This is a genomic window from Planctomycetota bacterium (assembly GCA_016872555.1).
Taxonomy (GTDB): Bacteria; Planctomycetota; Planctomycetia; order Pirellulales; family UBA1268; genus F1-20-MAGs016.
In genome coordinates this window covers 40,181-63,183 of the sequence record VGZO01000023.1, presented here as the reverse complement: position 1 = coordinate 63,183, position 23,003 = coordinate 40,181, and the positions used below count along the sequence as shown (strand labels likewise).

Sequence of the window (23,003 nt, the reverse complement as noted above, 5' to 3'; positions counted from 1 at the left end):
CGGCCGTCTCACCGAGGCTGTCGAGCGTGGCCGGTGTCCAGGGGCGCGACTTGACGAGATCGGCAAACAGCGCGAGCTGGACGGGCACCACGCGCTTTTCGTCGCCGGCCAGCCCGGCGATTGCCTGATCGACGAACGCCTTCTCATCATCGGAAAAGCTCGTCGCCAGGCGCGGCAGCCGGCCGAGCCCCTGGCCAAAGCGCACGAGCACGTCGCGGGCGTGGTCGGTCGGGAAGGAATCGATCGTGGCGTAATTTCGCCCCTGCTCGATCCGCGTCTCGACCGCGTCCATGAACCGATTGGCGGCCAGGCCGAAATCGTCGCGCACAAGGACCAGCGCCTGGAGCTTCGCTCCGTCGCACTGCCGTAGCCCCCCCACCAGGTCGGTGTCGGCAGGATCGGGGTGGGCCTGGAGCCACTGCTCGAATTGATCGAGCACGATCACCACCTTGCCGCTGGCGATGTCGCGGACCCGCGCCAGCGCCGCGAGCAACCCGCCCTCGGCCGGCAGGGCGGGAACGGCTTTGCGCAGCGCCTTGAGGAGCCGCGACTCGGTGTCGTCGGCGGAGGCTTCGAGGACGATCGCCCGTACGCCCGGGCCGAGCCGCGGCACGATGCCCGCCTTGACCAGCGACGATTTGCCGCAGCCGCTCGGGCCGTAGAGCAGGCCGATCGCGAAGGTCTTGTCGGGGTCGGTCTCGTCGAAGCGCGTCTTCCAGAAGCGGATGCTCTCGGGGAGGCCGTCGCGGCCGCGCGGGCCGGGGAGGAGCTGGAGGAAGAACCGGGCGTCGTCGCCGTCGAAACTGCGGAGCCCCTTGGGCACGACCGGTGCGTCGGCTTCGGCGGTGGCCGTCGTGGAGCGCTCGCCGAGCCAGGCGTCGAGGTCGTCGGCAAACAGCGCGGCCGACTGGTAGCGCGCCGATTTCGCCTGGGCCAGCGCGCACAGGCAGATCCGTTCGAGCTCGCCGGGAATCGTCGGGTCGCAGTCGCGCGGCGGCACCGGCCGGGCGCGGGCGACGGCGGCGAGGATCTCGTGGGTCGAGGCGCCGGAAAAGGCCTTGCCGCGCGTGAGCAGCTCGTAGAGCACCGCTCCCAACGAAAAGACGTCGCTGCGCCGATCGAGGATTTCCCCCTTCGTCTGCTCGGGGCTCATGTAGGCGGGCGTGCCGGCGACGTCGTTTTCAGCCAGCGACCGGGTCTGCGCGATCGCCAAGCCGAAGTCGGCCAGGAACGGGGCGCCGGTGGCCTCGTCGATGAGGATGTTGGCCGGCTTGACGTCGCGGTGGATCAGCCCCGCCCCCTGCGTGTGGGCATGGTGCAGCGCCCGCGCGACCGTGGCCACGAGCCGGGCCGCCTCGGCGGCGGGCACCGGGCCCTGGTCGAGACGCTGGCGGAGCGTGAACCCGTTGATGAACTGGCTGACGATGAACATCCCCCCGTCGCCGTCGCGGCCGACCTCGTAGACCGGCACCAGATGCGGGTGGGCCAGCGCCGCCGCCTGCCGCGCCTCGGCGAGGAAGCTGTCGACCGCCGCGGTGTCGCCGATCCTCCTGGCGTTGGGCACCTTGACCGCCACCGGCCGGTCGAGGTCGTCGTCCCACCCCTGCCAGACATGGCCGAAGCCACCCCCGCCGACATAGCGGAGGATCCGATACCGGCCGATCCGCTCCGGTCGCGACGGGGAAGCGCCCTCGTCGCGGTCGACCGTAGACCGCTTCGCCTGCGGCACCGCGCCGGGCCCGGTGAGAGCCCCCGCGCCGGTCTCGGCATGGTCGTCGAGGCGGCCGTCGAGGAGGTCGTCGCTCTCGACGGCGCCGACCGACAGCAACCGCTCGATGTCGCTGCGACGAGCGCTCTCCGGCTTCACCCAGCCAATGACGAGCCCCTGCCAGTCTCGGTCGGCGCAGGTGCTGAGGATGCGCAATAACTCTTCGGTGGACAGCGCTTCGCCGCGCGACACGGCGCTGGTGAAGCGCTCGCGGAGAACCGGATCGGTGATCCGCGCGGCAACGGCGGCGACCTGTTCGGGATCGGGCGTCACGTCGGCAATCCCTGCGGGAAGCGACCGACCGGCTGGCGAGAGCGCGGGCAGACGCGATCCAGATCGGAGTGTACCGCACGGTCAGGGGGGTGACTAACCGGACAGTCGCTCCCGTCTGCCAGCTTCGGCGGCGTGTCCGCGCGCGATACGCATGTGCGAGCCGCCGAACATGCGGCGGGGTGTTGCAAGACTCGCCGCCGGTTGGCGGCCCTTGCCCGCGGCGGGGGACAGTTCTACGGTTGCCTTGCGGCCAGGGCGCGACGAGCGTTTGGCCGCACGGGTCGGGGCCTCGGCCTCGGCCTGAGCGTTTCCGGCAGGGATCGCCCGACAGACGGTGTCGTGGTTTTTCCCTTTCCGGAGATGATCACCATGCGGTTGAAGACGACGTTTTCCCTTCTCGCCGGCCGGTCGCGCCGGCGGAGTCTCGGAGCCGCGCTCGGCGTGGCACTGTTGGTTGTCACCACGGGAGCCGCGCGCGGCGGCATCCTCCAGATCGGCAACATCCTCACGTTCAGCAGTGGCTCCACGGCCGGGAATCCCCCGGGGACGTGGACGCTCGACGACAAGAGCTTCACGTATCTCGATCAGTCGGGCTTCGTAATGACCGGTACGGGCGGGCCGGAAAGCATCAAGGTCGTCGACAGCCTGATCGGCAACGTCCATTCGCTGTCGTTGCAGAACCTCGGCAACCTCGTGCCGGGGGGGACCTACACGCTCGGCTACCGCGTCGACGTCATCCCGTCGTCGCCGTACCACCTGAGCACGGTCGCCCTCGACACCGTCCACCTCGTGGATACGGTGACGGTCTACAAGGACGTGTACAGCACGTTTTCGCTGTTCCAATCGGGCACCGCCGGGGCAGGAAATCTCGCGGCGCTGACGAGCGTCAATGGCAGCCCCGCCGGGCCGGTGCCGCTGGCCGGTGATCCGACGCAGGTCTGGGTGCGCGACACGATCGTCCTCGGCCAATTCGGCCAGCTCGATGGTGTGTCCAACACCTACACACAGGCCATGGTGCCGGAGATCGATCCGGGGTCGGCCGCGCCTGTGCTGGCACTCGTGGTCGGCTGCCTGGCCTGCGTCGCTCAGCGGCGGAGCCGAAGGGCAGCGGTCTGACGGACGCAGGTGGCCGACGCCCGGGACGTGCTACGACGCGGCCCGGGCGTCGGCGACGAGCGCGTCGACCTCGGCGTCGGTCGTCGCCCACGAGCACATGAAGCGCTGCCCGCCGGAACCGGGAAACTCGTAGAATCTCCAGCCGCGGCCGCGGAGGTGGGCGGCGATCGCGGGGGAGAGACGCACGAACAGCGCGTTGGCAGCGCGAGCCCCGAGGACGTCGATTCCGGCGACCGTGCGGAAGCCGGCCTCGAGCCGCGCGGCCGCGGCGTTGGCCCGCCGCGCGTTGGCAAGCCACACGCCCTGTTCGACCAGACCGACCCACGGGGCCGAGACGTAGCGCATCTTCGACGCCAACTGCCCCGCCTGCTTGCAGCGCCAGGCGAAGTCGGCGGCGAGCTGCTTGTCGAAAAACACCACCGCCTCGCCGACCGCGATGCCGTTTTTCGTGCCGCCCAGGCAGAGCACGTCGACGCCGGCCTGCCACGTGATCGCCTTGGGGGCGACGCCAAGCGCGGCGACGGCGTTGGCGAATCGGGCCCCGTCCATGTGGAGGGCGAGGCCGAGCTCACGGCAGGTCGCGCCGATCGCCGCGATCTCGTCGGGCGAATAGATGGTCGACAGTTCCGTGGCCTGCGTCACGCTCACGGCGCGCGGCTTGGAGTAGTGGATGTCGCGGCGGCGCTCGGCGGCAGCACGGATCGAGTCGGGGCGGAGCTTCGCCCCCTCGCCCGGCAGCAGCAGGAGCTTCGTGCCAGGTGCGAAAAACGCCGGTGCCCCGCACTCGTCGGCCTCGACGTGGGCGATCTCGTGGCACAGGATCGCGTGGTGACTCCGGCAGGCGGCAGCCAGCGCCAGGGCGTTGGCCGCGGTGCCGTTGAAGACGAAAAACACGTCGGCGTCGTGCTCGAACAGCTCGCGGATCGCGTCGCAGGCGCGCGTCGTCCAGGGGTCGTCGCCGTAGCTCGGCACGCTGCCGGCATTGGCCCGCTCGAGCGCCGCCAACGCCTCGGGGCAGATGCCGGCGGTGTTGTCGCTGGCAAACTGACACCCGGGAACGACGTCCCCGCCGGCGGCTGTGGGCAGGGCGGCGACCGGCCCGCCACCGAGGCGCGGATCGGCGGCCGACGACGGGGCGAGAGCAGGGACACGCGCCACGATGGGCCTCCGAAGATCGAGCGAAAGCAGGCGGCGTCAGCATGTCGCCGCGGCGGAACGCACGCGAGTCACGCCGCGGCCCGGTGCGGTGCGGCCGAGGGTCAGCCGCCGAGGACGTCGGCGAGGACATCCTCGGAGACGTAGATCGGCAGATTCGGATCGCAGGTCACCGCCACGGCGATCGCGTCGGAAGGGCGCGAATCGATCTCCAGCAGTTCGCCGTCGCGGCGGATCCGGATCATGGCGTAGTAGGTGTGGTCCTTGAGCTCGCTGATGACGACGTCCTGAAACTCCCCCCCGAGCGATTCCACCACGGCCACGAGCAGGTCGTGGGTCAGCGGCCGCGGCGAGGAATGGTGCTTCACGCGGCGGTCGATGCTCGTCGCCTCGAACAGGCCGATGAGGATCGGAAACGTCCGCTCCCCGTCGACCTCCTTGAGATACACCACCTGCTGGTCGTTGATCTCGCTGATGATGATCCGCGAGAGCTCCATCTGCACGCTCATCGGGACTCCTCCGGGGTGAGGTAGGACACTTCCATCATACCCCGAGGACCACCCCGATCGGGCCAGGTCAGCCCTTCCGGGCGACCAGCGCCGCCCGGGCGGCCACAGCCTTGGCGAGCTTCTCCTCCAGTTCCGCCAGCCGGGCCCGCTCCTCGGCCACCTTCTCCGGCTTGGCCCGCGACACGAATCCCTCGTTGTCGAGCATGGCGCGCTTGCCGGCGATGCTCTTGGTGCAGATCTCGATCTCCTTCTCGAGGCGGGCCGTCTCGGCACCGACATCGACGAGCTCCGCCAGGTCGACGTGGATCTCGCAGCCGGCGGCACTGGCCAGCGCCGCCCCCGGGGCACCGGTCGCCTCCGGACCAAGGGCCACGAGCCGGGCCGTCGCCATGCCCTCGAGCGCCCCCGCCAGCGGCTGGAGGAGCGCGGCGGTGTCGCTGCCAACGCGGATCACCACGGGGACGCGCGTCTTCGGCGGCACGTTCTGCCGGGCGCGGATCTCGCGGATCGCGCCCACCACGGCGAGGAACGTGCCAAAGCGTGCCTCGGTCGCCTCGTCGATCCACGCCGCCGGCGGCTCCGGCCACCGTGCCACCATGATCGACTCGGCCGGCGCCCGACCGCCGTCCCAGGGGAGGCGCCGCGCCGGCAAGGCCTCGCGGAGATGCTGCCAGATCTCCTCGGTGAGAAACGGCATGATCGGATGGAGGAGGCGGAGGATCGTGTCGAGGGCGACCACGAGCATTCCCCGCGTGCGGTCGCGCGCGGCCGGGTCGGCGAGCCGCGCCTTGCACAGCTCGAGGTAGGCGCTGCAAAACTCGTCCCAGGCAAACGCATACAGCAGCCGCCCCGCCTCGGCGAACCGCGCCTCGTCGATCGCGGCGGTCACTTCGCGGCTGACCGTCGCCAGCCGGCTGGCGAGCCAGCGATCCTCGAGGGACTCGGGCACGAGCGCCCCCGGCGCCGACCAATCGGCGCCGGCGTAGGGATCGGCGCCGTCGGCGTCGGCGAGGTTCATGAGGACGAAGCGCGTCGCGTTCCAGAGCTTGTTGGAGAAGTTGCGGCCGGCCTCGAATTTCTCGCTCACCGCCGGGCCGCGCGGCAGCGCCACGTCGGGCTCCGCCTGGGCCCACTGCGTCTTGAAGCTCTTCTTGCAGCGCGGGCACTCGATGGCGGGAAGCATCCGGTTGGCGGTGGTCTGGTCGATCCGCATGTCGCACGCCGGGCACTGGAACATCACCGGCATCCGCACGTCCTGCGTCTCGGTCGCCATGCTCACCATCCCGAAGCGGAGCGCGTCGGCCCCGAGCAGGTCGATGACGTCGAGCGGGTCGACGCCGTTGCCCTTGCTCTTGCTCATCCCCTCGCCGTAGCGGTCGAGGATCTTGGGGTGGATGACGACCTCGGAGAAGGGGATCTTCCCGGTGTCGAACAGCCCCATGATCACCATCCGCGCCACCCACAGCGTGAGGATGTCGCGGCTGGTGACCAGCGTGGAGGTCGGATAGAAGCAGGCCAGCTCGGGCGTGGCGTCGGGCCAGCCGAGCGTGGAATGGGGCCACAGCGCCGACGAGAACCAGGTGTCGAGGACGTCGGGCTCCTGGACGAGGTCGCGCCCCGCGACGCGCTCGACGCCGAGCGGGTCGGCCGACGAGCAGACGAACCATCCCCCGGCGCCGTCGGGCTGCCAGGCGACGTCGTCGCGCCCGGCGAATGCCGCGGCGAGGTCGGCCTCGGCGACGCCGTCGATCTGCCAGATCGGGATCCGGTGGCCCCACCACAACTGCCGCCCCACCGGCCAGTCGCGCTTTTCGCTCAGCCAGTCGACGTAGCTCTTGGCGTAGCGCTCGGGCACGATCCGCACCGCGCCGCCCGTCACGGCGTCGAGCGCCGGCTGGGCCAGCTCGGCCATCCGGATGAACCACTGGTCGGCAAGGTAGGGCTCGATCGGCGTCTTCGAGCGGTCGGAGTGGGCCAGCTCGATGATCCGGTCCTCCACCGACTCCACCTGCCCGAGGGCCTCGAGATCGGCGACCACCTTCGCGCGCGCCTGCTGGATCGACAGGCCGGCATAGGCCCCGGCGGCAGCCGACAGGCGCCCGTCGGGCTCGAGGATGTTGAGCAGGGGCAGCCCCTGGCGCTTGCCGACCTCGTAGTCATTGTGGTCGTGGGCCGGCGTGATCTTCACGCAGCCGCTCCCCAGTTCGGGCTTGGCCCAGGCGTCGGCGACCAGCGGAATCGTCCGGCCGGCCAGCGGCAGGCGCACCTGGCGGCCGTCGCGCGCCATCGCCGCGAGGCGCTCGAGCCCGGGGAGGAGGTCGCGGCGGCGCCGCCCGAGCTCGTCGAGCTCGGCGTCGAGCGCGGGCGCGTCTTTGGCTGCGGCCTCGGCACGCTTCGAACGGAGGGCGGCTTCCGTCTCGTTGAGCGCGCGGGCCGGCTCGGGGTGGACGGCGACGGCGGTGTCGCCGAGGAGGGTTTCGGGACGCGTCGTCGCCACCGTGACGCTCGTCGGCTCACCGGGGCGCGGGTCGATGACGTCGTAGCGGACGTGCCAGAAGTGCCCCTTGACCGTCTCGTGAAACACCTCGTCGTCGCTGATCGCCGTCTGCAGGAAGGTGTCCCAGTTGACGAGCCGCTTGCCGCGGTGGACGAGGCCGCGGCGGAAGAGGCGGAGGAACGCCTCGCGCACCGCGCGGGCGCACTGCTCGTCGAGCGTGAAGCGCGTCCGCTCCCAGTCGCAGCTGGCGCCCAGTTCACGGAGCTGGCCGAGGATCCGCTTTTCGTACTGGTCCTTCCAGGCCCAGATCCGCCCGACGAGCTTCTCGCGCCCGAGGTCGTGGCGCGTGCGCTTCTCCTCCTCGAAGAGGCGCTTCTCGACGACCGCCTGCGTGGCGATCCCGGCGTGGTCGGTGCCGGGCATCCACAGGGTCAGGCAGCCCTGCATCCGCCGCGTCCGCACGAGCACGTCTTGGAGCGTGTTGTTGAGGGCGTGCCCGAGGTGGAGCGCACCGGTCACGTTGGGCGGCGGGATGACGATCGAAAACACGCGCTGGCCGGGGGCGGGCCGGGGCTCGGCGTGCCAGAGGCGACCGGCGTCCCAGAGGCGCTGGCAGCGCTCCTGCGCGGCGCGGTGGTCGTAGTGCTTGGGGAGCTCGTGCATCGGTGTCAGATGGACCACTTGGGAAAAGACCGCTCTTGTAGCGGTTCCTCCCTTCCCCGGGCAACGTGCATCGGATCGATCGCGGCCAAGCGCGCCATCATCGCACTGTCACCCCTTCGGCCTCTGGACGAAGACGAAGCCCCCCTTCTTGTTGCCCACGGCGATGTCGGGGCGGCCGTCGCCATTGAGATCGCCGACGGCCACCTGCGTGCCGACACCCGAGGCATCGTCGATCCGGTGGGCCGTCCAGGTGGCCGTGCCGTCCTTGCGGCCGAGCTTGAACCAGTAGAGGAACGGGGTCCCGCCCGGGTCGGGATCCCCCTTCGGACCGTGGGCCCAGAAGCGCTTGCCGGTGACGATGTCCTCGAGGCCGTCGCCGTCCATGTCGGCCATCGCCACGGAGTGGAGCTGCGAGAACTGCACGCCGTCGAGCCCCTTGTCCCCCTCGGCGGGCAGGATCATGTGGGGCACGAAATCGATCGCCCCCTCCTTCTTCACCTGCTCGAACCACGCCAGACCGTAGCCGTGGGCGACGAGGCTCGTGACGACGTCGGCGTCGGCGTCGCCGTCGACGTCGGAGCAGTGCATCTGCGCCCCGCCGCTGCCGAACGCGAACGGATGCTTCTTCCAGACCGGCGGTGTCTGCCCGGCCGCGACCGGCGCCGGCTGCTCCCACCAGCCCCCCGCCATCAGCAGGTCGGGGCGGCCGTCGCCATTGACGTCGCCGACGCCGAGGCCGTGCTGGTACTGCCCCCATGGCTCCTTCTCCGAGCAGGGGCGGAACGCCCACCGTTCGGTGCCGGTCGTGTCGGCGGGTTGCGCGAAACCGAGCACACCGCCGGTGTGGAACACGAGCTCGCCCCGGCCGTCACCGGTGACGTCGAGCCAGTCGGGGGATTCGTTGTCGACCACCGGGTGGACGAGGTGCTTCGTCCAGCCGCCGGCACGGCCGCCGGGGTTCTTGAACCAGTTGACCTCCTTGCCCGGCCACTCGTTGACCAGCACGTCGGGCTTGCCGTCGGCATCGACGTCGGCCACGGCGGTCATGAAGTTGTTGGAGTACTGGTTGGGATCGAAGTCCTTTGGCGCGTAGATCTCGAACCGCGCCTTGAAGTCGGGGCCGGCGTACCAATACGGCCCGTAGACGACGTCGCCGTGGCCGTCGCCGTCGAAGTCGCCGATCCCTGCCGCCTCGGCGTGGAACGCCTCGGTGAGCAGGAAGCGCTCGAATCCTGGCGCCGTCTCGGCGCGGGCGGTCGCCGTGACTCCCGCCAGCACGAGTCCCCACGCCGCCAGCCCGGCGCTTCTTGATCCGCGTGCGATCTGCATCGGCACCTCCCTGAGGGTTCGTCCGCCGGCCGGGTCGCCGGCGGGAATCGGTCACGCCAAACTATCGTCCCCGCGCGGGGCGGTCACGCCCGGCTCTGCCTCACTTGAGCGGTGAATAGTCGGTCGGCACGAGAAACTCGCTGACCACGCCGTCCTTCGCCTCGGTGAGCGAGCCCCCCGCCTTCTCCTCGGAGGCCTTCCGGGCGGCGAGCCACTCCGGGTCCTGGCGGAACGCCGCGAACGACGCCTTGGCCTTGTCCTCGGTGGCGTGGGTCAACAGATAGACCAGCAGCGTTTCGGCCTGCGGATTCCCCGGGGCGACGTTCCAGTAGACGAGGTTGTTCATCCCGTGGTGGGCGAACAGCTTCATCGTGTGGTCGCGGAACCGGGCGTTGAGGGCCGGCAGGTTGCCCGGCGTGGCCCGGTAGGTGCGCAGCTCGAAGGCGCGGGGGGCCTTCGACTCGGGGACGGCGAGCGCCGGCGAATAGTCGGTGGTGACGAGAAACGTCGATTCGATCCGGTCGACGATCTTGCCGTCCTTCTCCGACGCGCTCCGCGCCGCCTCCCAGGCCGGGTCGGCGCCGAACGCCTTGAACGCCGCGTCGCGCGCCGCCCGGTCGGGGAACGAGAGGAAGTAGACGAGCTTGCGCTGCGGGTTGTCGCCGGCCGGCACGAAGTAGCCGACGTTGGTCATGCCGTGCTTGGCGAACAGGGCGACGGTGTGGTCGCGGAACCGGGCGTGGAGCGCCTCGAGCTTCCCCTCGGCCGCGTAGTAGACGCGCATCTCGTAGAGACGCCCATCGCCGGCGTGGGCTGCCGCGCCCGCCGCCATCATCCCCGCCACCACGATCGCCGCCCATGCGCTTCGCATCCCGGTCCTCCCCTCATGCCACGTCGAACACCACCTCGATCTCCACCGGCACTCCCTCGGGCAACGAGCCGACGCCGACGCTGCTCCGCACGCCGACGCCCGCGTCGGGGCCCCAGATCTCGGCGAACAATTCGCTCGCGCCGTTGACGACCGCCGGATGCGAGAGGAAGTCGGGGGCTGAATTGACCAGCCCCAGCACCTTCACCACCCGGGCGACCCGATCGACGCTGCCGACGGCCGCGATCACGCTCGCGACGATCGCCAACCCCGCCTGCCGGGCCGCCGCCTTGCCGGCGGCGAGATCCAGATCGGCGCCGACCTTGCCGCGGATGAGCGTGCCGTCGGGCAGGAGCGGCAGATGCCCCGACGTGAGCAGCTGCCCGCCGTGGAGGAGCGTCGGCACGTAGGCGCCGATCGCCTTGGGCGCCGGCGGGAGCGCGACGCCGAGGGCCTCGAGCCGCTGCGAAGGGGTCATGGTGAGCCTCGTGGGCGTGACGGGGATCAGCCGCCGTAGGCCTGGGCGGTGGGGGTGAGGGCCATGTCGTCGTCGAGGCTCCGCCGCGGCCGGATCGACCGCGCCTGGAGGGCGCCATGGTAGGCCCGGACCCCCTCGGCCGCCGGCAGGTCGCCGTCGGCGACGCGGCGGAGGTGCTCGACGAACAGGAGCTGGTTGTCGGCGGCGTTGATCTTCCGGCCGAACAGGGCGACGCGGGCGCCGTGCGCCTTGGCCTGCTCGACCAGCGCGAACGCGTCGTGCGTCGTGCCGGCCGAGCCGCCGAGGATCCCGACGACGACCGACCGGTCGTAGGCGGCGAGCTGCTCGGTGACCTCGGGGCCGAGGTAGGGGATCTTGAGGAAGATCGGCCGTCCGGCACGCGGCACGCCCGCCAGCGCCCGGGCGACGTGGTCGGCGAGGAACCTGGCGACGTCGCGCGGGCGCTCGTCGGCGGCCTTGCCCGGCACGCGTCCCAGCGCGTTGGGATAGAAGACCTCGAGGAAGTGGCGGAACGAGTGACGCTCCGCCTCGAGGCGAAACGCGCGGTAGGCCTCGAGCATCGCCCGGTCGAGCGCGGCGTCGTCGTTGAGGGTCAGCGAGAACAGCCCCAGGTTCACGCCGCGGCCGATGTCGGCGTGGCGGCAGTCGACCCGGCCGCACTGGGCCTGCGGGATCGTGACGGTCGAGAAGGGGAGGGCGGGCTGGCGCGTGTAGCCGCCGCTGCCCGCCGCCAGCCAGATGTCGGTGGTGTCGTTCATCCGCACCGCCGGCGTGACGTGGCTGGTGGTGAACAGCCCCTCGTCGAGCGCGACGATCTCGGCCGTGCTCGCGCTCATGAGCATGATGTCGAGCAGCCCCTGGGCGACGAGCCGGCGGATGTTCTCCCGGTAGTCGGCGATCGAGAAAAAGGGCCCGTGTTCGACGGTCCCGCTTGGCTTGACCCCCGGTGCCGACAGGCCGAACGCCATGTCGGCGTCCTTGGCGTCGGCGAGGATGAAGTCGCGGCACGAGGGATCGGCGACGATCCGGGCGAGCTTGACGTCGAGCGACTTGGTGACCGCGGGGGTGTGCATCGGGGGCCGGCCGGGGCGGGGGAGGGAATCGCCGGCGGCGGGATGCCGCCTCCGGGCCCGCCATCGTCGCGGTAGACTGTCGCCCTGTCCACCCGCCGCGGCGCCGTGCCCCGCGGCCCACCCCGGGAACCAACGCCATGGCTTCCGCCGAGTACCGCTTCTCCGTCGGCCCCTGGAACCTCGGCCGCGGCGCCGATCCCTTCGGCCCGCCGGTCCGTCCTGCCGTCGCCTTCGACGACGTGCTGCGGACGGCGGTCGACCTCGGCTTCCACGCCATCCAGTTCCACGACGACGACGCCGTTCCCGACCTCGAGGATCTGTCGCCGGCCCAGATCACGAAGGCGGCCGAGTCGATGCGGAAGAAGCTCCAGGGGATGGGGCTGGTGGCGGAGTTCGTCGCCGCCCGTCTCTGGGAGCATCCGCTCGGCGTCGACGGCGGCTACACCGCCAACGATCCAGCGGCACGGACGTGGGCGATCGAGCGCTCGAAGCGCGCCGTCGACGTGGCGATGGCGTTGGGCACGGAGCTGATGGTGATGTGGCCGGCGCGCGAGGGGACGGGGGTCCGCGAGAGCAAGGACCCGGTCACCGCCTCACGGCAGCTGATCGCCGCGATCGACGCGATGCTGTCGGCGAGCCCGACGGTGAAGATCGCGATCGAGCCCAAGCCCAACGAGCCGGTCGACACCGCCTTCCTGCCGACGATCGGCCACGCGCTGGCACTCGGCGCGCGGTGTGCCGATCCGGCGCGCGTCGGCGTGCTCATCGAGAGCGCCCACGCGATCCTCGCCGGCCTCGACCCCTCTGACGAAATGGGGTTCGCGCTCGCCGCCGGCAAGCTCTGGGGGGTCCATCTCAACGACCAGAACGGCCTCAAGTACGACCAAGACAAGGTCTTCGGCGCCGCCAACCTGCGCGGCGCGTTCGATCAGGTCCGGGTCCTCGAGAGGGCCGGCTTCGCGTCGACGGGCTACGTCGGCTTCGACGTCAAGGCGCAGCGCACGCAGCCGGCGGACAAGGCGGCGGCACATCTGGCGACGAGCAAGGCGGTGTTCCTCAAGCTCGTCGAGAAGGCGCGGACGTTCCCGGAGAGCGTGGCGGCGCAGTGCATCGCCGCCCGCGACTACGAAGCCCTCGAGCGCCTCGTCCTCGAGCACCTGCTCGGGTGATTCGCGCCGACCGGCACGGGCCCGCATGACCGGCGTCATACCCCGTCGCGCGGCCGATCCCCGTCGTCGGGGGGCAGGTTCTCGATGCGCCGCACAGCCTGCACCAGCGCCACGAGCACCGCCATCGCCAGCGCGACGATCACGGCCCCCAGCAGCCACGGATCGCCGGTGAGGTCGCGAACCGCCGCGCCGGGCGCCGGCGCCGGCCGGGCCACCGCGACCTCCGCCGCCACGCCGGGCGCGACCGTTGTCGGCAGTCGCCCGGCGGCGAGCGCCGCCTCGATCGCGGCCGTGTCGTACCGTGGAGCCGGGAGCGGCGTGGCTCCGGCCGGCAACCCGTAGGCGAGCCGGTAGGTTTCGCCGGGGCGGGCGATGAACACCGCGGTGACCGCCGGCCCGAGGGCCTCGACTCCCGTCACCCGCGGCGGCGGGCTGTCGCCGTTGGCGATCACGATCTCGAGCGGCCCACGGACCGTGGAGTGGATCGGCACGGTGAGCTGCTCGCGCTGGAGCCCGCGGAGGTCGAGCCGCTCGATCCGGCCCCCACCCACCACCGGCCGCGCCGGCGGCAGGCGCCCCGGCTCGGCCTGCGGGGCAGGCCCGGTCACGGTAACGTCGCGGGCGATGTTGCGGTCGGCGAGCTCGAGCCGCAGCGCCGTCAGAGGGCTGCCGCCGGTCGTGAATCCGATCCGGGTGACCTTCGCGGTGGGATCCTCGGTCACGGTGAACGTCTCGACGCGGCGCGCGACCGGGTCGGCAGCGCGGCGGTCGGCAACCGTCTCGTCGTACCAGCCCTCGATGCTGTCGATCCGAAACGGCTGCCGAACCAGCCGAAACCGTTCCTCGACCGCCGTCTCGACCCCGGCGGCCAGTGAGCGCACGACCTCGGTCGCCTGCGAGCGCTGCTCGGCGGTGGCCTCGTCGATCGTGATCCGAAACGTGCCCCCGGGAGCGCGGCGCCACGCGTCGGGCACGGTGATCTCGGAGTTGCGCACGTCCATCCACTGCGTGTAGTCGCAGAGGAGCCCCTCCTCGACGAGCGCCTTCCAGCCCCCGTCGGCCTGCCGGCGATCGAGGCGCACGCGCTGCTCGAAGTTGACCAGCGGAGTGACGATCCGGAATCCGGCGATCGGCTCGGGATGGCGCTCGGGATCGATCGTGAACGCGATCACGAGCCCGCCGTCGTCGCGCGGTTCGAGGTCGACGCCGCCGAGCGCGAACGTGAGGCGCACGGTGCGCTGTGTCACGACCGTGTCGGTGCGAAGGACGAACGGCACCTCGCGCCCTGTGGAATCGATCACCCGGAGGTCGGCGAACCGCTCCGCACAGCCGTCGGCGACGGGGCCATCGACCCGGACCCCCACCAGATCGTCGGCCGACCGGGGGGGCACGGCGAGGTCGCTGCGGAAGCGCAGGCCGCCGACCACGTCGCCGGCGACCGCCGCCTGGCAGAGGATCGCCGCGAGCCACGCCGACCGGGCGACCGCCACCGGGAACGATCTCATCGAGTCACCTCGGGTTTCGGGAGGGAATCCTCGCCGGTGACGCGCTCGCGGAACCGCAGGTAGAGGAACGACCCGGCGATGAACAGCAGGCCGAGGACGATGAACGCCACGATCCGCCACAGCGTGTCGAGCTCGGCGAGGTCCCGTAAGAAGATCTTCAGGGTCACGACCGTGAACAGCGCCAGCCCCGCGTAGCGGACCTCCGCCCGCCGACGGGAGATCCCGGCGATGATCAAGGCGAGGGCGAACAGCGCCCAGACGATCGTCACCCCGCCCGGAAGCCCGGGGCAAACTCGTACAGCGCCGAGTTCACCTCCAGCGTGCTCCACAGCCAGCCCAGCGCCACCGCGGCGACGGTGCACCCGCTCCTCTTCGTCGCCCACGGCCGGCGGGTGCCGAGGAGGGCGATGGTGGCCGCGAGGAAACCCGCCACGGCGCCGAAGTCGAGCGCCCGGAACGCCGCGGCGGCGAACGAATACGGCCCCGTGTACACGTAGGCCGGGTGGCCCGGCCCCGCCGCGGCGCCGCGGAAGGCGCCCCAGGCGGCCATGTCCCAGAGCACGAGTTTGGCGCCGATGGCGACGAGGACGGCGACGAACAGCGGTGCGGCCAGTTCACCGCTCCAGCGCCGCGCCTGTGCCAGCAGCACCGCCGCCCCCGCCACCCAGACCACCGTCCGCAGGGGCAGCCGCAACGGATCGTAGAGGAAGCCGACGGTGCGATCGACCTCGAGGTGGACGTAGAGGCCGAACATCGCCGCAGTCGCGATCAGGATCACGTCGCCGACCCTCCCGAGGCCCCGGTCGGCACCGGGACCGATGTCGTTGCCGGCGGTCACCAGCCGCCCCTCGCTCCCGCCGCGTTCCCCGTTCTCGGCGGCGCGCCGCAGCAGGCCGGCCGCCGTGGCGAAGGCCGCGATCGGGACCCCGAACGATGCCACCCGGCCGGCGAGGAGCCGGAGGAACTCGGCGCGCGTGATCTCCTCGAACGGCACGGCACGGCCGCCGAACGACGTCGGCAGGTCGATGAACCCGAACCGCGTTATCACCAGCACCAGGACCACGACCGCCGTCGAGCGGAGGAACCGGCTGCCGATCCGGTCGGCCATCCACAGCATCACCACGGCCTGCACCGCCCAGCTGGCCGTGACCCACTCCGCGGACAGCACCAGCGGCATCGTCAGCGTCAGGAACAGCGCCGACAGGCCGAGGAACGTGACGATCAGCTCGCGGTCCACGAGGCGGCGGCCGAGCATGATCGAGACGTGTAGCGCGTAGAATGCGGCCAACGCCAACGCCAGCGCCCCGACCCACTGCCGGCCGAACGCGGCATCGATCATCCGCGCCCCGACCGCGAAGAACACGCCGGCATTGACCAACAGCGCGAGGATGTCGAGGAGGTTGCCGCGCTGGCCACGGACGAACTGGAACAGGAACGTCGCGGTCGAGAACAGCGCGAAGAAGCCGACGAGGAACGGAAACACCTCGGCGAACCGGCTGTCGTCGTAGTGCGCGGACAGGGCGGGGAGCACCACGCCCGAGGTCTGGAGCATGAACGGCGTCGCGTAGCCGCCGATGATCCCCAGGACGGCGACGAGCATCGAATCGAAGCGGACGGCGATGAACCCGGCCAGCAGCGTGACCGCCGCCAACAGCGCGAACGCCGGCTCGGCCTCGATCAGGCCGAAGAACTGGTGGGCGGCGAAGACGGCGAAATACAGCGCCGCCAAGCCGCCGCCGATCAACCCCTGGCCGATCAGGGCGTAGCGTTTTCCGAGGAGGCGGGTGCCGCCGATGATCATCGACAGGCCCGCGATCGCGGTCAGCATCACGCGCGCCAGCGGCCCGATCCAGCCGTTGTCGATCGAATACTTGAGGAAGAACCCGAGCGCGGCGACGACGATCACGATCCCGACGCGCAGCAGCCACTGGCTGGCGATCGCGTACTCCCGCGACATCCCGGCCGGCACGTGCTCCTCGCCGACGATGATCCAGTTCCGGATCTTGGCAAGCGCGTCGGCAGCCGCCTGTTCGAACCGGCTGGGCGCCGGTGGCGGCGTGACACGCGGCGCGACGCGCGGTGCGTCCGCCGACGCTGAGGCAGTCGCTGCCGGCACGACGGCCGACTCCGGTGGGCGCGAATCACGTGCCCGCGTCACCGACCGCGACACGACCGGTAGCACCGGGTCGCCTGTCATGGCAGGCAGCACCGGCTCGGCATGCTCGACCGGAGTCGCCAGGGAAGCCACCACGGCGGCCCAACCCGCTGCCAGTGGCACGGGCGTGGCCGGCGCGACCCCGGTGGGCGAGGCTGCGGAAGGCACGACGCTCTCGGACGTGCGCCGCGATTCCGCGAGCGATGTCGCCACCACCGCTGGGGAATCGGCCGACTCGGCTCCGGGACCAGCTTCGGAAGGAGCTCCGGGACCCGCTGCGGGACCACCGTGGGCGTCGAGCCGCTCGAGCGTTGACCGCTGGAGGCGTTCGAGCTGCTCGACTTGGCCCGACACCCACTTCAGCCCGCGATTGGTCAGGTCCTGACCAGTGATGAGCCCGCGGATGTCCTGTCGGGTGTTGAGGATCTGGACGAAGAGCGCGACGACTCCCACGCACACCAGGAGCAGCAGGACTTCCATCGTCTCCTCCCCGGCCCGGCGGGCCTCTTCGAGAACTGTCTTCCTGCGGGAACCGTCTCACTGACTGTCCCATCCCCATGGGCGACGGCCTGCCGGAAATGTCACGCCGCAGGGAATCCCCGAACCGGACCCCCAAAACATCGGCACAAAAACAGCCCCACACGCCCCAAAGACCGGTCCATCCGGTATTTCCGTGGGTCATCGCGGCGGACTCAGCCTCAGCTCGGGCTCTGCAGATGTCGCGCTCACTGGACTCGGCAGCGCTCGGTCAAGAACCCGAAGCGTGCCCCTCGGCGACACAACCCGAGCCATGTCGCCCGAGTACCTGTCGCAGTCACATGGCCCGCCGCCCGTGCCGGACGCAGGGGGCGGTGTGCGGTCGTTCAGCCAGCCTCGCCCCGCTGCCGCGGCGCGTCGGGGGGCCCGAGGGCATCGATCTTGGCGGCGAGGATGAAGTCGTTTTCCGACAAGCCGCCGATGGCGTGCGTGTGGATCTCGATCCACACCTGCCGGTAGCCCTCGAGGTGCACGTCGGGATGGTGGCGCTCGGCCTCGGCGAGGTCGGCCACGCGGTTGAGGAATGCCATCGCCGCCACGAAGCTCCGCGCGGTCCAGTCGCGGCGGATCCGCGTGGCGTCGTGCGTGAGCCGCCAGCCGGGAAACAGCGCGACCTGGCGGCCGGCCGCTTCGGCCGAGTAACGCGGCACGCCCCCTTCGCAGGGCACGCATGCCCCCCCTGCCAACTCGCCGACCGGCCTCACCGGACAATCGTCCATGAATCCCTCCCGACATGTTCGTCGAACCGGGGCATTATCCCCGCCGGCCGGCTCCAGACCAGCCCCGGCACTCACACGGTACTCACAGATCGCTGCTAGGGTGCCGTGGCAAACGGTATCGATTCGGCCAAGAGACCGATTCGGGGAGCGCGCGATGGAATTTTTCGAGGCCCTCGGCTCGCTCGGGACCGGCCAATTGGCGATCCTCCTGATCGCCCTCGGAATCGCGTTCGCCTTCGAGTGCATCAACGGCTTCCACGACACAGCCAACGCCGTGGCGACGGTGATCTACACCCGCAGCCTGCGGCCGACCGCGGCGGTCGTCTGGTCGGGGATCTGGAACTTCATCGGCGTCTATGCCGGCGGTATCGGCGTGGCGTTCAGCATCGTCCACCTACTCCCGGTCGATCTCCTCGTCGACATCCGTTCCGGGCGCGGCCTGGCGATGGTCCTGGCGCTGCTGGTGTCGGCGATCACCTGGAACTTCGCCACCTGGTACAAGGGGCTGCCGGCATCCAGCTCCCACGCCCTGATCGGCTCGATCATGGGGGTGGGGATGATGAATGCCTGGCTCGAGCGTGGCTCGCCGTTCAAGGGGGTCAACTGGCACAAGGTCACCGAGGTGATCACGGCGCTGTTGCTCTCGCCGCTGATCGGCTTTCTCGCCGCCGCGATCCTGTTGTGGCTGTGCCGGTCGCTGATCCACTCGCCGCGGCTGTTCCGACCGCCGACAGGCGACGAGCCGCCGCCATGGTGGGTCAGGGCACTGCTGGTGGGGACGTGCACCGGCGTCAGCTTCGCGCACGGTTCCAACGACGGGCAGAAGGGGATGGGCCTGGTGATGTTGATCCTGATCGGGATCTTGCCCGCAACCTACGCGCTCGACCCGGCGGCGCGCGATGGCGACCTCACCAAGGCGGTCGCGGCCGCGAAGCGCCTCGAAGGCGAGCTGGCACGCCCCGACCTGGCGGCACTGATGAACGCCCTCAAGGAGCTCCACGTCGCCAACGCCCGGGTCGAGCGCCTGTCGCGTTCGGCGGCCCTGGCCCAGGAGGCATCCTTCGAGTCCGATATGGTCCATCGCCTGGTCAAGCCGCTGGAAGGGGGCGACCCGGTCCTCGACACGCTCGACCCGCTGCCGGTGGTGACGGCGCTGCGCGACACGGTGGGGACGGCGGGGAGCAGCGCCGAACTGTCTCCCGAGCAGCGCTGGCGCGTGCGGACGGCACTGGTCGAGCTCGGCACGACGGTGCGGACGCTGCTGCGGGAATTCGGCCACCTCCTCCCGCACGAGCGCCGCGACGACCTCAAGGCGATCGCCAGGGACCTGGCGCGGCCCGTCGAATACGTTCCCTGGTGGGTCGTGCTCGGCGTCGCCCTGTGCCTCGGTCTGGGAACGATGGTCGGCTGGGAGCGGATCGTGGTCACGGTCGGCGAGAAGATCGGCAAATCGCACCTCACCTACGCCCAAGGGGCGGTCGCCGAGTTGATCGCCGCCACGACGATCGGGATGGCCGACCGGTTCCACATGCCGGTGAGCACGACACACGTCCTGTCCAGCGGCGTCGCCGGCACGATGTGGGCGGAGCGCGCCGGCCTCCAGCGCGACACCGTCCGGAAGATCGCCCTTGCCTGGGTGCTCACGCTGCCGGCCGTGATCGGGCTGTCGGCGTTGCTCTACTGGTTGGCGACGACCGTGGTGACGTGATCGCCGCGGGGAGCGACGGCCCCTCCCGGCGCGAACCGCAGCCATCGCTGCCGCCTTCGAGTCCACTCGATCATGCCCAACCTTTCGGGCGTGCAAGGTAGGCCGTGGGGAGGCCGGCTACGGACTTCCCTATGATTGGGGGTCACGAGGGGAGGCCCGCTCCCGATTTTCCCTGCATCGCGGCCGGACACCATGAAGGTCATCCACTGCGTGTCGTCGATCGACAACCCGGCGGCGGGCACGACCTATTCGGTGGACCGCCTCGCGACGGTGATGCGATCGCTCGGTGTCGACGCGTGGCTCTACACCCTCGGCGACCCCGCGGAGAACCGCGCCGGAGGATACCTCCGCCGTTTTTCGTCCGACTACGCCGAGATCCCGGTTGTCAGTCGTCTCGGCTGCTCGCGTGATCTCCACGACGCGCTCTTCGACCGCTCGATCGACCTGTACCACATCCACGGCCTGTGGCAGCTGCCCAACATTTACCCGGCAGACGTGGCGCGCCGGCTCGACCGACCGTTGATGCTCTCGCCGCACGGCATGCTCGGCCCTGCAGCGCTGCGCTTTTCGCGGGCCAAGAAGCGCGTGGCATGGCACCTCTGGCAGTGGGACACCCTCGGCCAGGTCGACTGCTTCCGGGCCACCTGCCACGAGGAATACCGTGAGATCCGCCGCCTCGGCCTACGGCAGCCGACGGCGCTGATTCCCAACGGTATCGATCCGCCGGTGACCGTGCCGCGGCGCCGCCCACTGCCCCGGAAACGGGTGATCACGATCGGCCGGATCCACCCGAAGAAAGGGCTCGACAGGCTCGTGAAGGCCTGGGCGATGGTGTCGGAGCAGTTCCCGGACTGGGAGTTGGACATCATCGGCCCCGATGAGAACGGCCATGCCGGTGAACTGGAGCGGTTGGCGGCGAGCCTCGGCGTCGAGCGCCTCGGGATCTCGGGCCCCCTGTTCGAGGATGCCAAACTCCAGGCCCTCGTCGACGCGGAACTGTTCGCGTTGCCGACGCTCAACGAGAACTTCGCGATGACCGTCGCGGAAAGCCTCGTCTGCGGAACCCCCGTGATCTCCACCAAGGGCGCGCCGTGGGAAGGCCTCGAGACCCGTCGCTGCGGCTGGTGGATCGCCCACGGTCCGGAGGCGATGGCGGCGGCCCTCCGCCACGCGATGGCCCTCCCCACGGAGGAACGGCGCGCGATGGGGCGCCGCGGCCAGGAGTGGATGAAGGCGGACTTCTCCTGGCGCGTCATCGGCCAAAAGGCGCTGGAAGTGAAACGGTGGCTGGTCTCCGGCGGCACGGCACCGCAGTGCGTGGTGTTCGATTGAGGATCGCGTCGGCTGACCCGGTGAGCCGCCGGCATGACGAGGCGGTTCATGACTCCCCACCGCCGTACCCCCGATGGCGTGAGATCCTTCGCGATGCCAGACCGCCGACCATTCGACGCGATCGTCTGCGGCACCTGTGTCGCCGACATCCTCGTCCGCCCCGTCCCGCTCGCCACCGGGATCGGCTCGGGGACACTGTTCCACGTCGGGCCGATCGAGGTCACCACCGGCGGGATCGTGGCCAACACCGGGATCGGGATGGCCCGGCTGGGGATGCGCGTGGCAGCGGCGACGCTCGTCGGGGACGATCCCTGGGGCACGCTGATCCGCGCGCGGCTCGCGGCCGAGGGGCTCGACGTCGCGGCCGTGGAGACTGTCGGCGACGCAGCCACGAGCACCACCGCCGTGCTCATCGACCCCGGTGGTGAGCGCAGCTTCGCCCATCACGGTGGCGCGCCGACGGCGATCGACGCCGGCTTCTTCCGCCGGCACGCCGCACGGTTCGCCACGGCGCGGCTGGCGGTGATCGGCTACGTCGGCCTGCTGCCGGCGCTCGAGCGCGACGTGGCCGCGGCGCTGGCCATCGTCAAGTCAGCCGGCTGTCTGGTGGCCCTCGAGACCGCCGGCGACGGGGGGCTGCTGGCTACCGTCGCCCCGGCGCTGCCACTGGTCGACCTGTACGTTCCGAGCCTCGCCGAGGCGCGCCACCAAACCGGCCTCGACGATCCGCGCTCGATCATCGCCTGCTACCGCAGCCACGGTGCCGCAGGCGTGGTCGGCGTGAAGCTCGGCGCCCGGGGCACGCTCCTCTCCCCGCGCGACGGAGAGTGGGTCGAGGTTCCGTGCCTGCCGGCCCCTGGTCCGGTCGTCGACACGACCGGCGCGGGAGACTCCCTCCTTGCCGGTCTCCTCACCGGCACGCTGCGCGGGCATGCCCCGCGTGAGGCCGGCCTCCTCGGCGCGGCCGCGGCGGCCTGCTGTGTCACCGGGCTGGGAGCGACGGCGGGGCTTCGCGACTACGCCTCCACCGCGCGGCTGGCGGGAATCGAGTCTCGGAGCATCGATTGGCGCTGAGGCCCGATCGGCCCCCCGGATCGCGGCGTTGCCCGCCGGTGGCAAAGTGTCAGCGGCCCAGCGGCGACGCGAAACTGAACCGGTCGCGCCACCGGGGAGCGGCGGCGCCCGCCGGCGCGACGACACGGGCGGTGCCCCCCAGCGCGGCAGCGACGCCGGCCCGCGCGGCGGGGGCTGCGGTCGCCGCCGCCTGGGCACCCGCTGCGGTGGTGGCCGCGACGGCGGGCGTGTTCGGCAGGGGCGTCGGGCCGGCCGGGGCGGCCCCCGAATGCGGCAGATGGACGCGCGGCAGCCCGGCCGCCGGCCCCGACGCGGGGGCGGGTACTCCCGGCGCACGCGGCGCGGCGCCGAGTGGACGGGCATCGGCGGGGATCCCGAAGGCAGCGACTCCGGCACCGATCGTCTTGCCACCGCTCGCGCGATTGCGAAACGTGCCGGCCACGGCCCGCGCCTGGGCACGGATCTGCGCGGCAAGCCCGGAGGCCTCGCCACCTGCCTGGCCGGCGGCAGCATTGGCGGCGTTGGCGGCGCGGAGCAGGGCCGCAGGCGTCGGCGTGCCGGTGACCGCGATCACCTGCTGACCGCCCTGGGGCGCGACGGCAGCGGCGACCGCGGCATCGACGGCCGTGACCGCCACGTCGGGCACGAGGCCGTCCGGCGGCGCGAACCCGTCGGGCGCCGGCAGCAGCGGCATGTTGGTGAGCAGCGGGCCGTCGCCACCGGGAACGCCCGCCGGCAGATCACCAGGGTGAGCCGGCATCACGCAAACGGTGCCGCCGTCCACGCTGCCGACCGCTCCGGGCGAGAACGTCACGGTGCCGTCAGCGCCGATGTTCACCGACCCGTCGCCGCCGCCATGCGCCGCCGCGGGCACGGCCGGCGCGGTGGCGGTCGGGAGCGGCAGCGCAAGTCCGGCGACCGTTCCGGCGATCACCGGACTGGCATAGCGGGCTTTGGCGAGCACTCCTTGCGCCGGCGCGGGCACCGCCGTCACACCGGCAAGGCAGGCGCCGAGGAGCAGACCCGACGAGACGCGCATGGCGATGCTCCGACA

The 23,003-nt window shown here is 71.2% G+C and carries 18 protein-coding genes; 5 read left to right on the top strand and 13 right to left on the bottom strand.

What is annotated here, in order from left to right; genetic code table 11:
- Positions 1–2,041, bottom strand: a 2,041-nt coding sequence (locus FJ309_09635) for a serine/threonine-protein kinase (GenBank protein ID MBM3954859.1), incomplete at its 3' end; no start/stop codon positions are given.
- Between the two features lie 369 nt (positions 2,042–2,410).
- Here FJ309_09635 and FJ309_09630 point away from each other — a divergent pair.
- Positions 2,411–3,157 carry a hypothetical protein gene (locus tag FJ309_09630; GenBank protein MBM3954858.1) on the top strand — a complete coding sequence of 249 codons (747 nt, stop codon included), beginning with the start codon at positions 2,411–2,413 and terminating at the stop codon, positions 3,155–3,157.
- Positions 3,158–3,187: 30 nt separating this feature from the next.
- Here the strand turns inward: FJ309_09630 and FJ309_09625 are convergent, their stop codons facing one another.
- The 7 genes from FJ309_09625 to FJ309_09595 all read right to left on the bottom strand — a co-directional run bounded on the left by FJ309_09625 (position 3,188) and on the right by FJ309_09595 (position 11,750).
- Complete coding sequence (locus tag FJ309_09625; protein ID MBM3954857.1) at positions 3,188–4,243, bottom strand: low specificity L-threonine aldolase; 1,056 nt, start codon at positions 4,241–4,243, stop codon at positions 3,188–3,190.
- Positions 4,244–4,416: 173 nt separating this feature from the next.
- Positions 4,417–4,821 carry a bifunctional nuclease family protein gene (locus FJ309_09620; protein ID MBM3954856.1) on the bottom strand — a complete coding sequence of 135 codons (405 nt, stop codon included), beginning with the start codon at positions 4,819–4,821 and terminating at the stop codon, positions 4,417–4,419.
- A 67-nt stretch (positions 4,822–4,888) separates the two neighbouring features.
- Complete coding sequence (locus tag FJ309_09615; GenBank protein ID MBM3954855.1) at positions 4,889–7,981, bottom strand: valine--tRNA ligase; 3,093 nt, start codon at positions 7,979–7,981, stop codon at positions 4,889–4,891.
- A gap of 108 nt (positions 7,982–8,089) precedes the next feature.
- The gene (locus tag FJ309_09610) at positions 8,090–9,310 is read right to left on the bottom strand and encodes a VCBS repeat-containing protein (protein MBM3954854.1); all 1,221 of its coding nucleotides are present in this window, start codon (positions 9,308–9,310) and stop codon (positions 8,090–8,092) included.
- A gap of 100 nt (positions 9,311–9,410) precedes the next feature.
- Positions 9,411–10,181, bottom strand: coding sequence for an NIPSNAP family protein (locus FJ309_09605; protein MBM3954853.1), 771 nt, complete (start codon positions 10,179–10,181; stop codon positions 9,411–9,413).
- A gap of 13 nt (positions 10,182–10,194) precedes the next feature.
- A complete protein-coding gene (locus FJ309_09600) occupies positions 10,195–10,656 on the bottom strand; it encodes a RidA family protein (protein MBM3954852.1) in 462 nt (153 codons plus the stop codon).
- Between the two features lie 26 nt (positions 10,657–10,682).
- Positions 10,683–11,750, bottom strand: a complete 1,068-nt coding sequence (locus FJ309_09595; GenBank protein MBM3954851.1) for a hypothetical protein — start codon at positions 11,748–11,750, stop codon at positions 10,683–10,685.
- A 137-nt stretch (positions 11,751–11,887) separates the two neighbouring features.
- Between FJ309_09595 and FJ309_09590 the strand changes: the two genes are divergently transcribed.
- Positions 11,888–12,919, top strand: a complete 1,032-nt coding sequence (locus tag FJ309_09590) for a TIM barrel protein (GenBank protein ID MBM3954850.1) — start codon at positions 11,888–11,890, stop codon at positions 12,917–12,919.
- Positions 12,920–12,954: 35 nt separating this feature from the next.
- Here FJ309_09590 and FJ309_09585 read toward each other — a convergent pair whose 3' ends face one another.
- The 4 genes from FJ309_09585 to FJ309_09570 all read right to left on the bottom strand — a co-directional run bounded on the left by FJ309_09585 (position 12,955) and on the right by FJ309_09570 (position 17,835).
- Positions 12,955–14,424: a hypothetical protein gene (locus tag FJ309_09585; GenBank protein MBM3954849.1), complete on the bottom strand. Its 1,470-nt coding sequence runs from the start codon at positions 14,422–14,424 to the stop codon at positions 12,955–12,957.
- Positions 14,421–14,807 carry a DUF2339 domain-containing protein gene (locus FJ309_09580; protein ID MBM3954848.1) on the bottom strand — a complete coding sequence of 129 codons (387 nt, stop codon included), beginning with the start codon at positions 14,805–14,807 and terminating at the stop codon, positions 14,421–14,423. Before FJ309_09580 ends, FJ309_09585 begins: the two co-directional genes overlap by 4 nt.
- Positions 14,690–17,059 (bottom strand): DUF2339 domain-containing protein, encoded by a 2,370-nt coding sequence (locus FJ309_09575; GenBank protein ID MBM3954847.1) that lies wholly within the window; start codon positions 17,057–17,059, stop codon positions 14,690–14,692. Before FJ309_09575 ends, FJ309_09580 begins: the two co-directional genes overlap by 118 nt.
- Positions 17,060–17,442: 383 nt before the next feature.
- Complete coding sequence (locus FJ309_09570; GenBank protein MBM3954846.1) at positions 17,443–17,835, bottom strand: 4a-hydroxytetrahydrobiopterin dehydratase; 393 nt, start codon at positions 17,833–17,835, stop codon at positions 17,443–17,445.
- On the opposite strand from FJ309_09570, the gene FJ309_09565 reads away from it, so the two are divergent.
- The 3 genes from FJ309_09565 (at position 17,834) to FJ309_09555 (ending at position 21,949) form a co-directional block, all read left to right on the top strand.
- The gene (locus tag FJ309_09565; protein ID MBM3954845.1) at positions 17,834–19,543 is read left to right on the top strand and encodes an inorganic phosphate transporter; all 1,710 of its coding nucleotides are present in this window, start codon (positions 17,834–17,836) and stop codon (positions 19,541–19,543) included. The two genes, FJ309_09570 and FJ309_09565, sit on opposite strands and share 2 nt — an antisense overlap.
- A gap of 192 nt (positions 19,544–19,735) precedes the next feature.
- A complete protein-coding gene (locus tag FJ309_09560) occupies positions 19,736–20,875 on the top strand; it encodes a glycosyltransferase (GenBank protein ID MBM3954844.1) in 1,140 nt (379 codons plus the stop codon).
- Positions 20,876–20,908: 33 nt separating this feature from the next.
- On the top strand, positions 20,909–21,949 hold the full coding sequence (locus FJ309_09555) for a hypothetical protein (GenBank protein ID MBM3954843.1): 1,041 nt from the start codon (positions 20,909–20,911) through the stop codon (positions 21,947–21,949).
- Between the two features lie 49 nt (positions 21,950–21,998).
- Here FJ309_09555 and FJ309_09550 read toward each other — a convergent pair whose 3' ends face one another.
- Positions 21,999–22,988, bottom strand: a complete 990-nt coding sequence (locus FJ309_09550) for a hypothetical protein (GenBank protein MBM3954842.1) — start codon at positions 22,986–22,988, stop codon at positions 21,999–22,001.
- Positions 22,989–23,003: the final 15 nt, after the last annotated feature.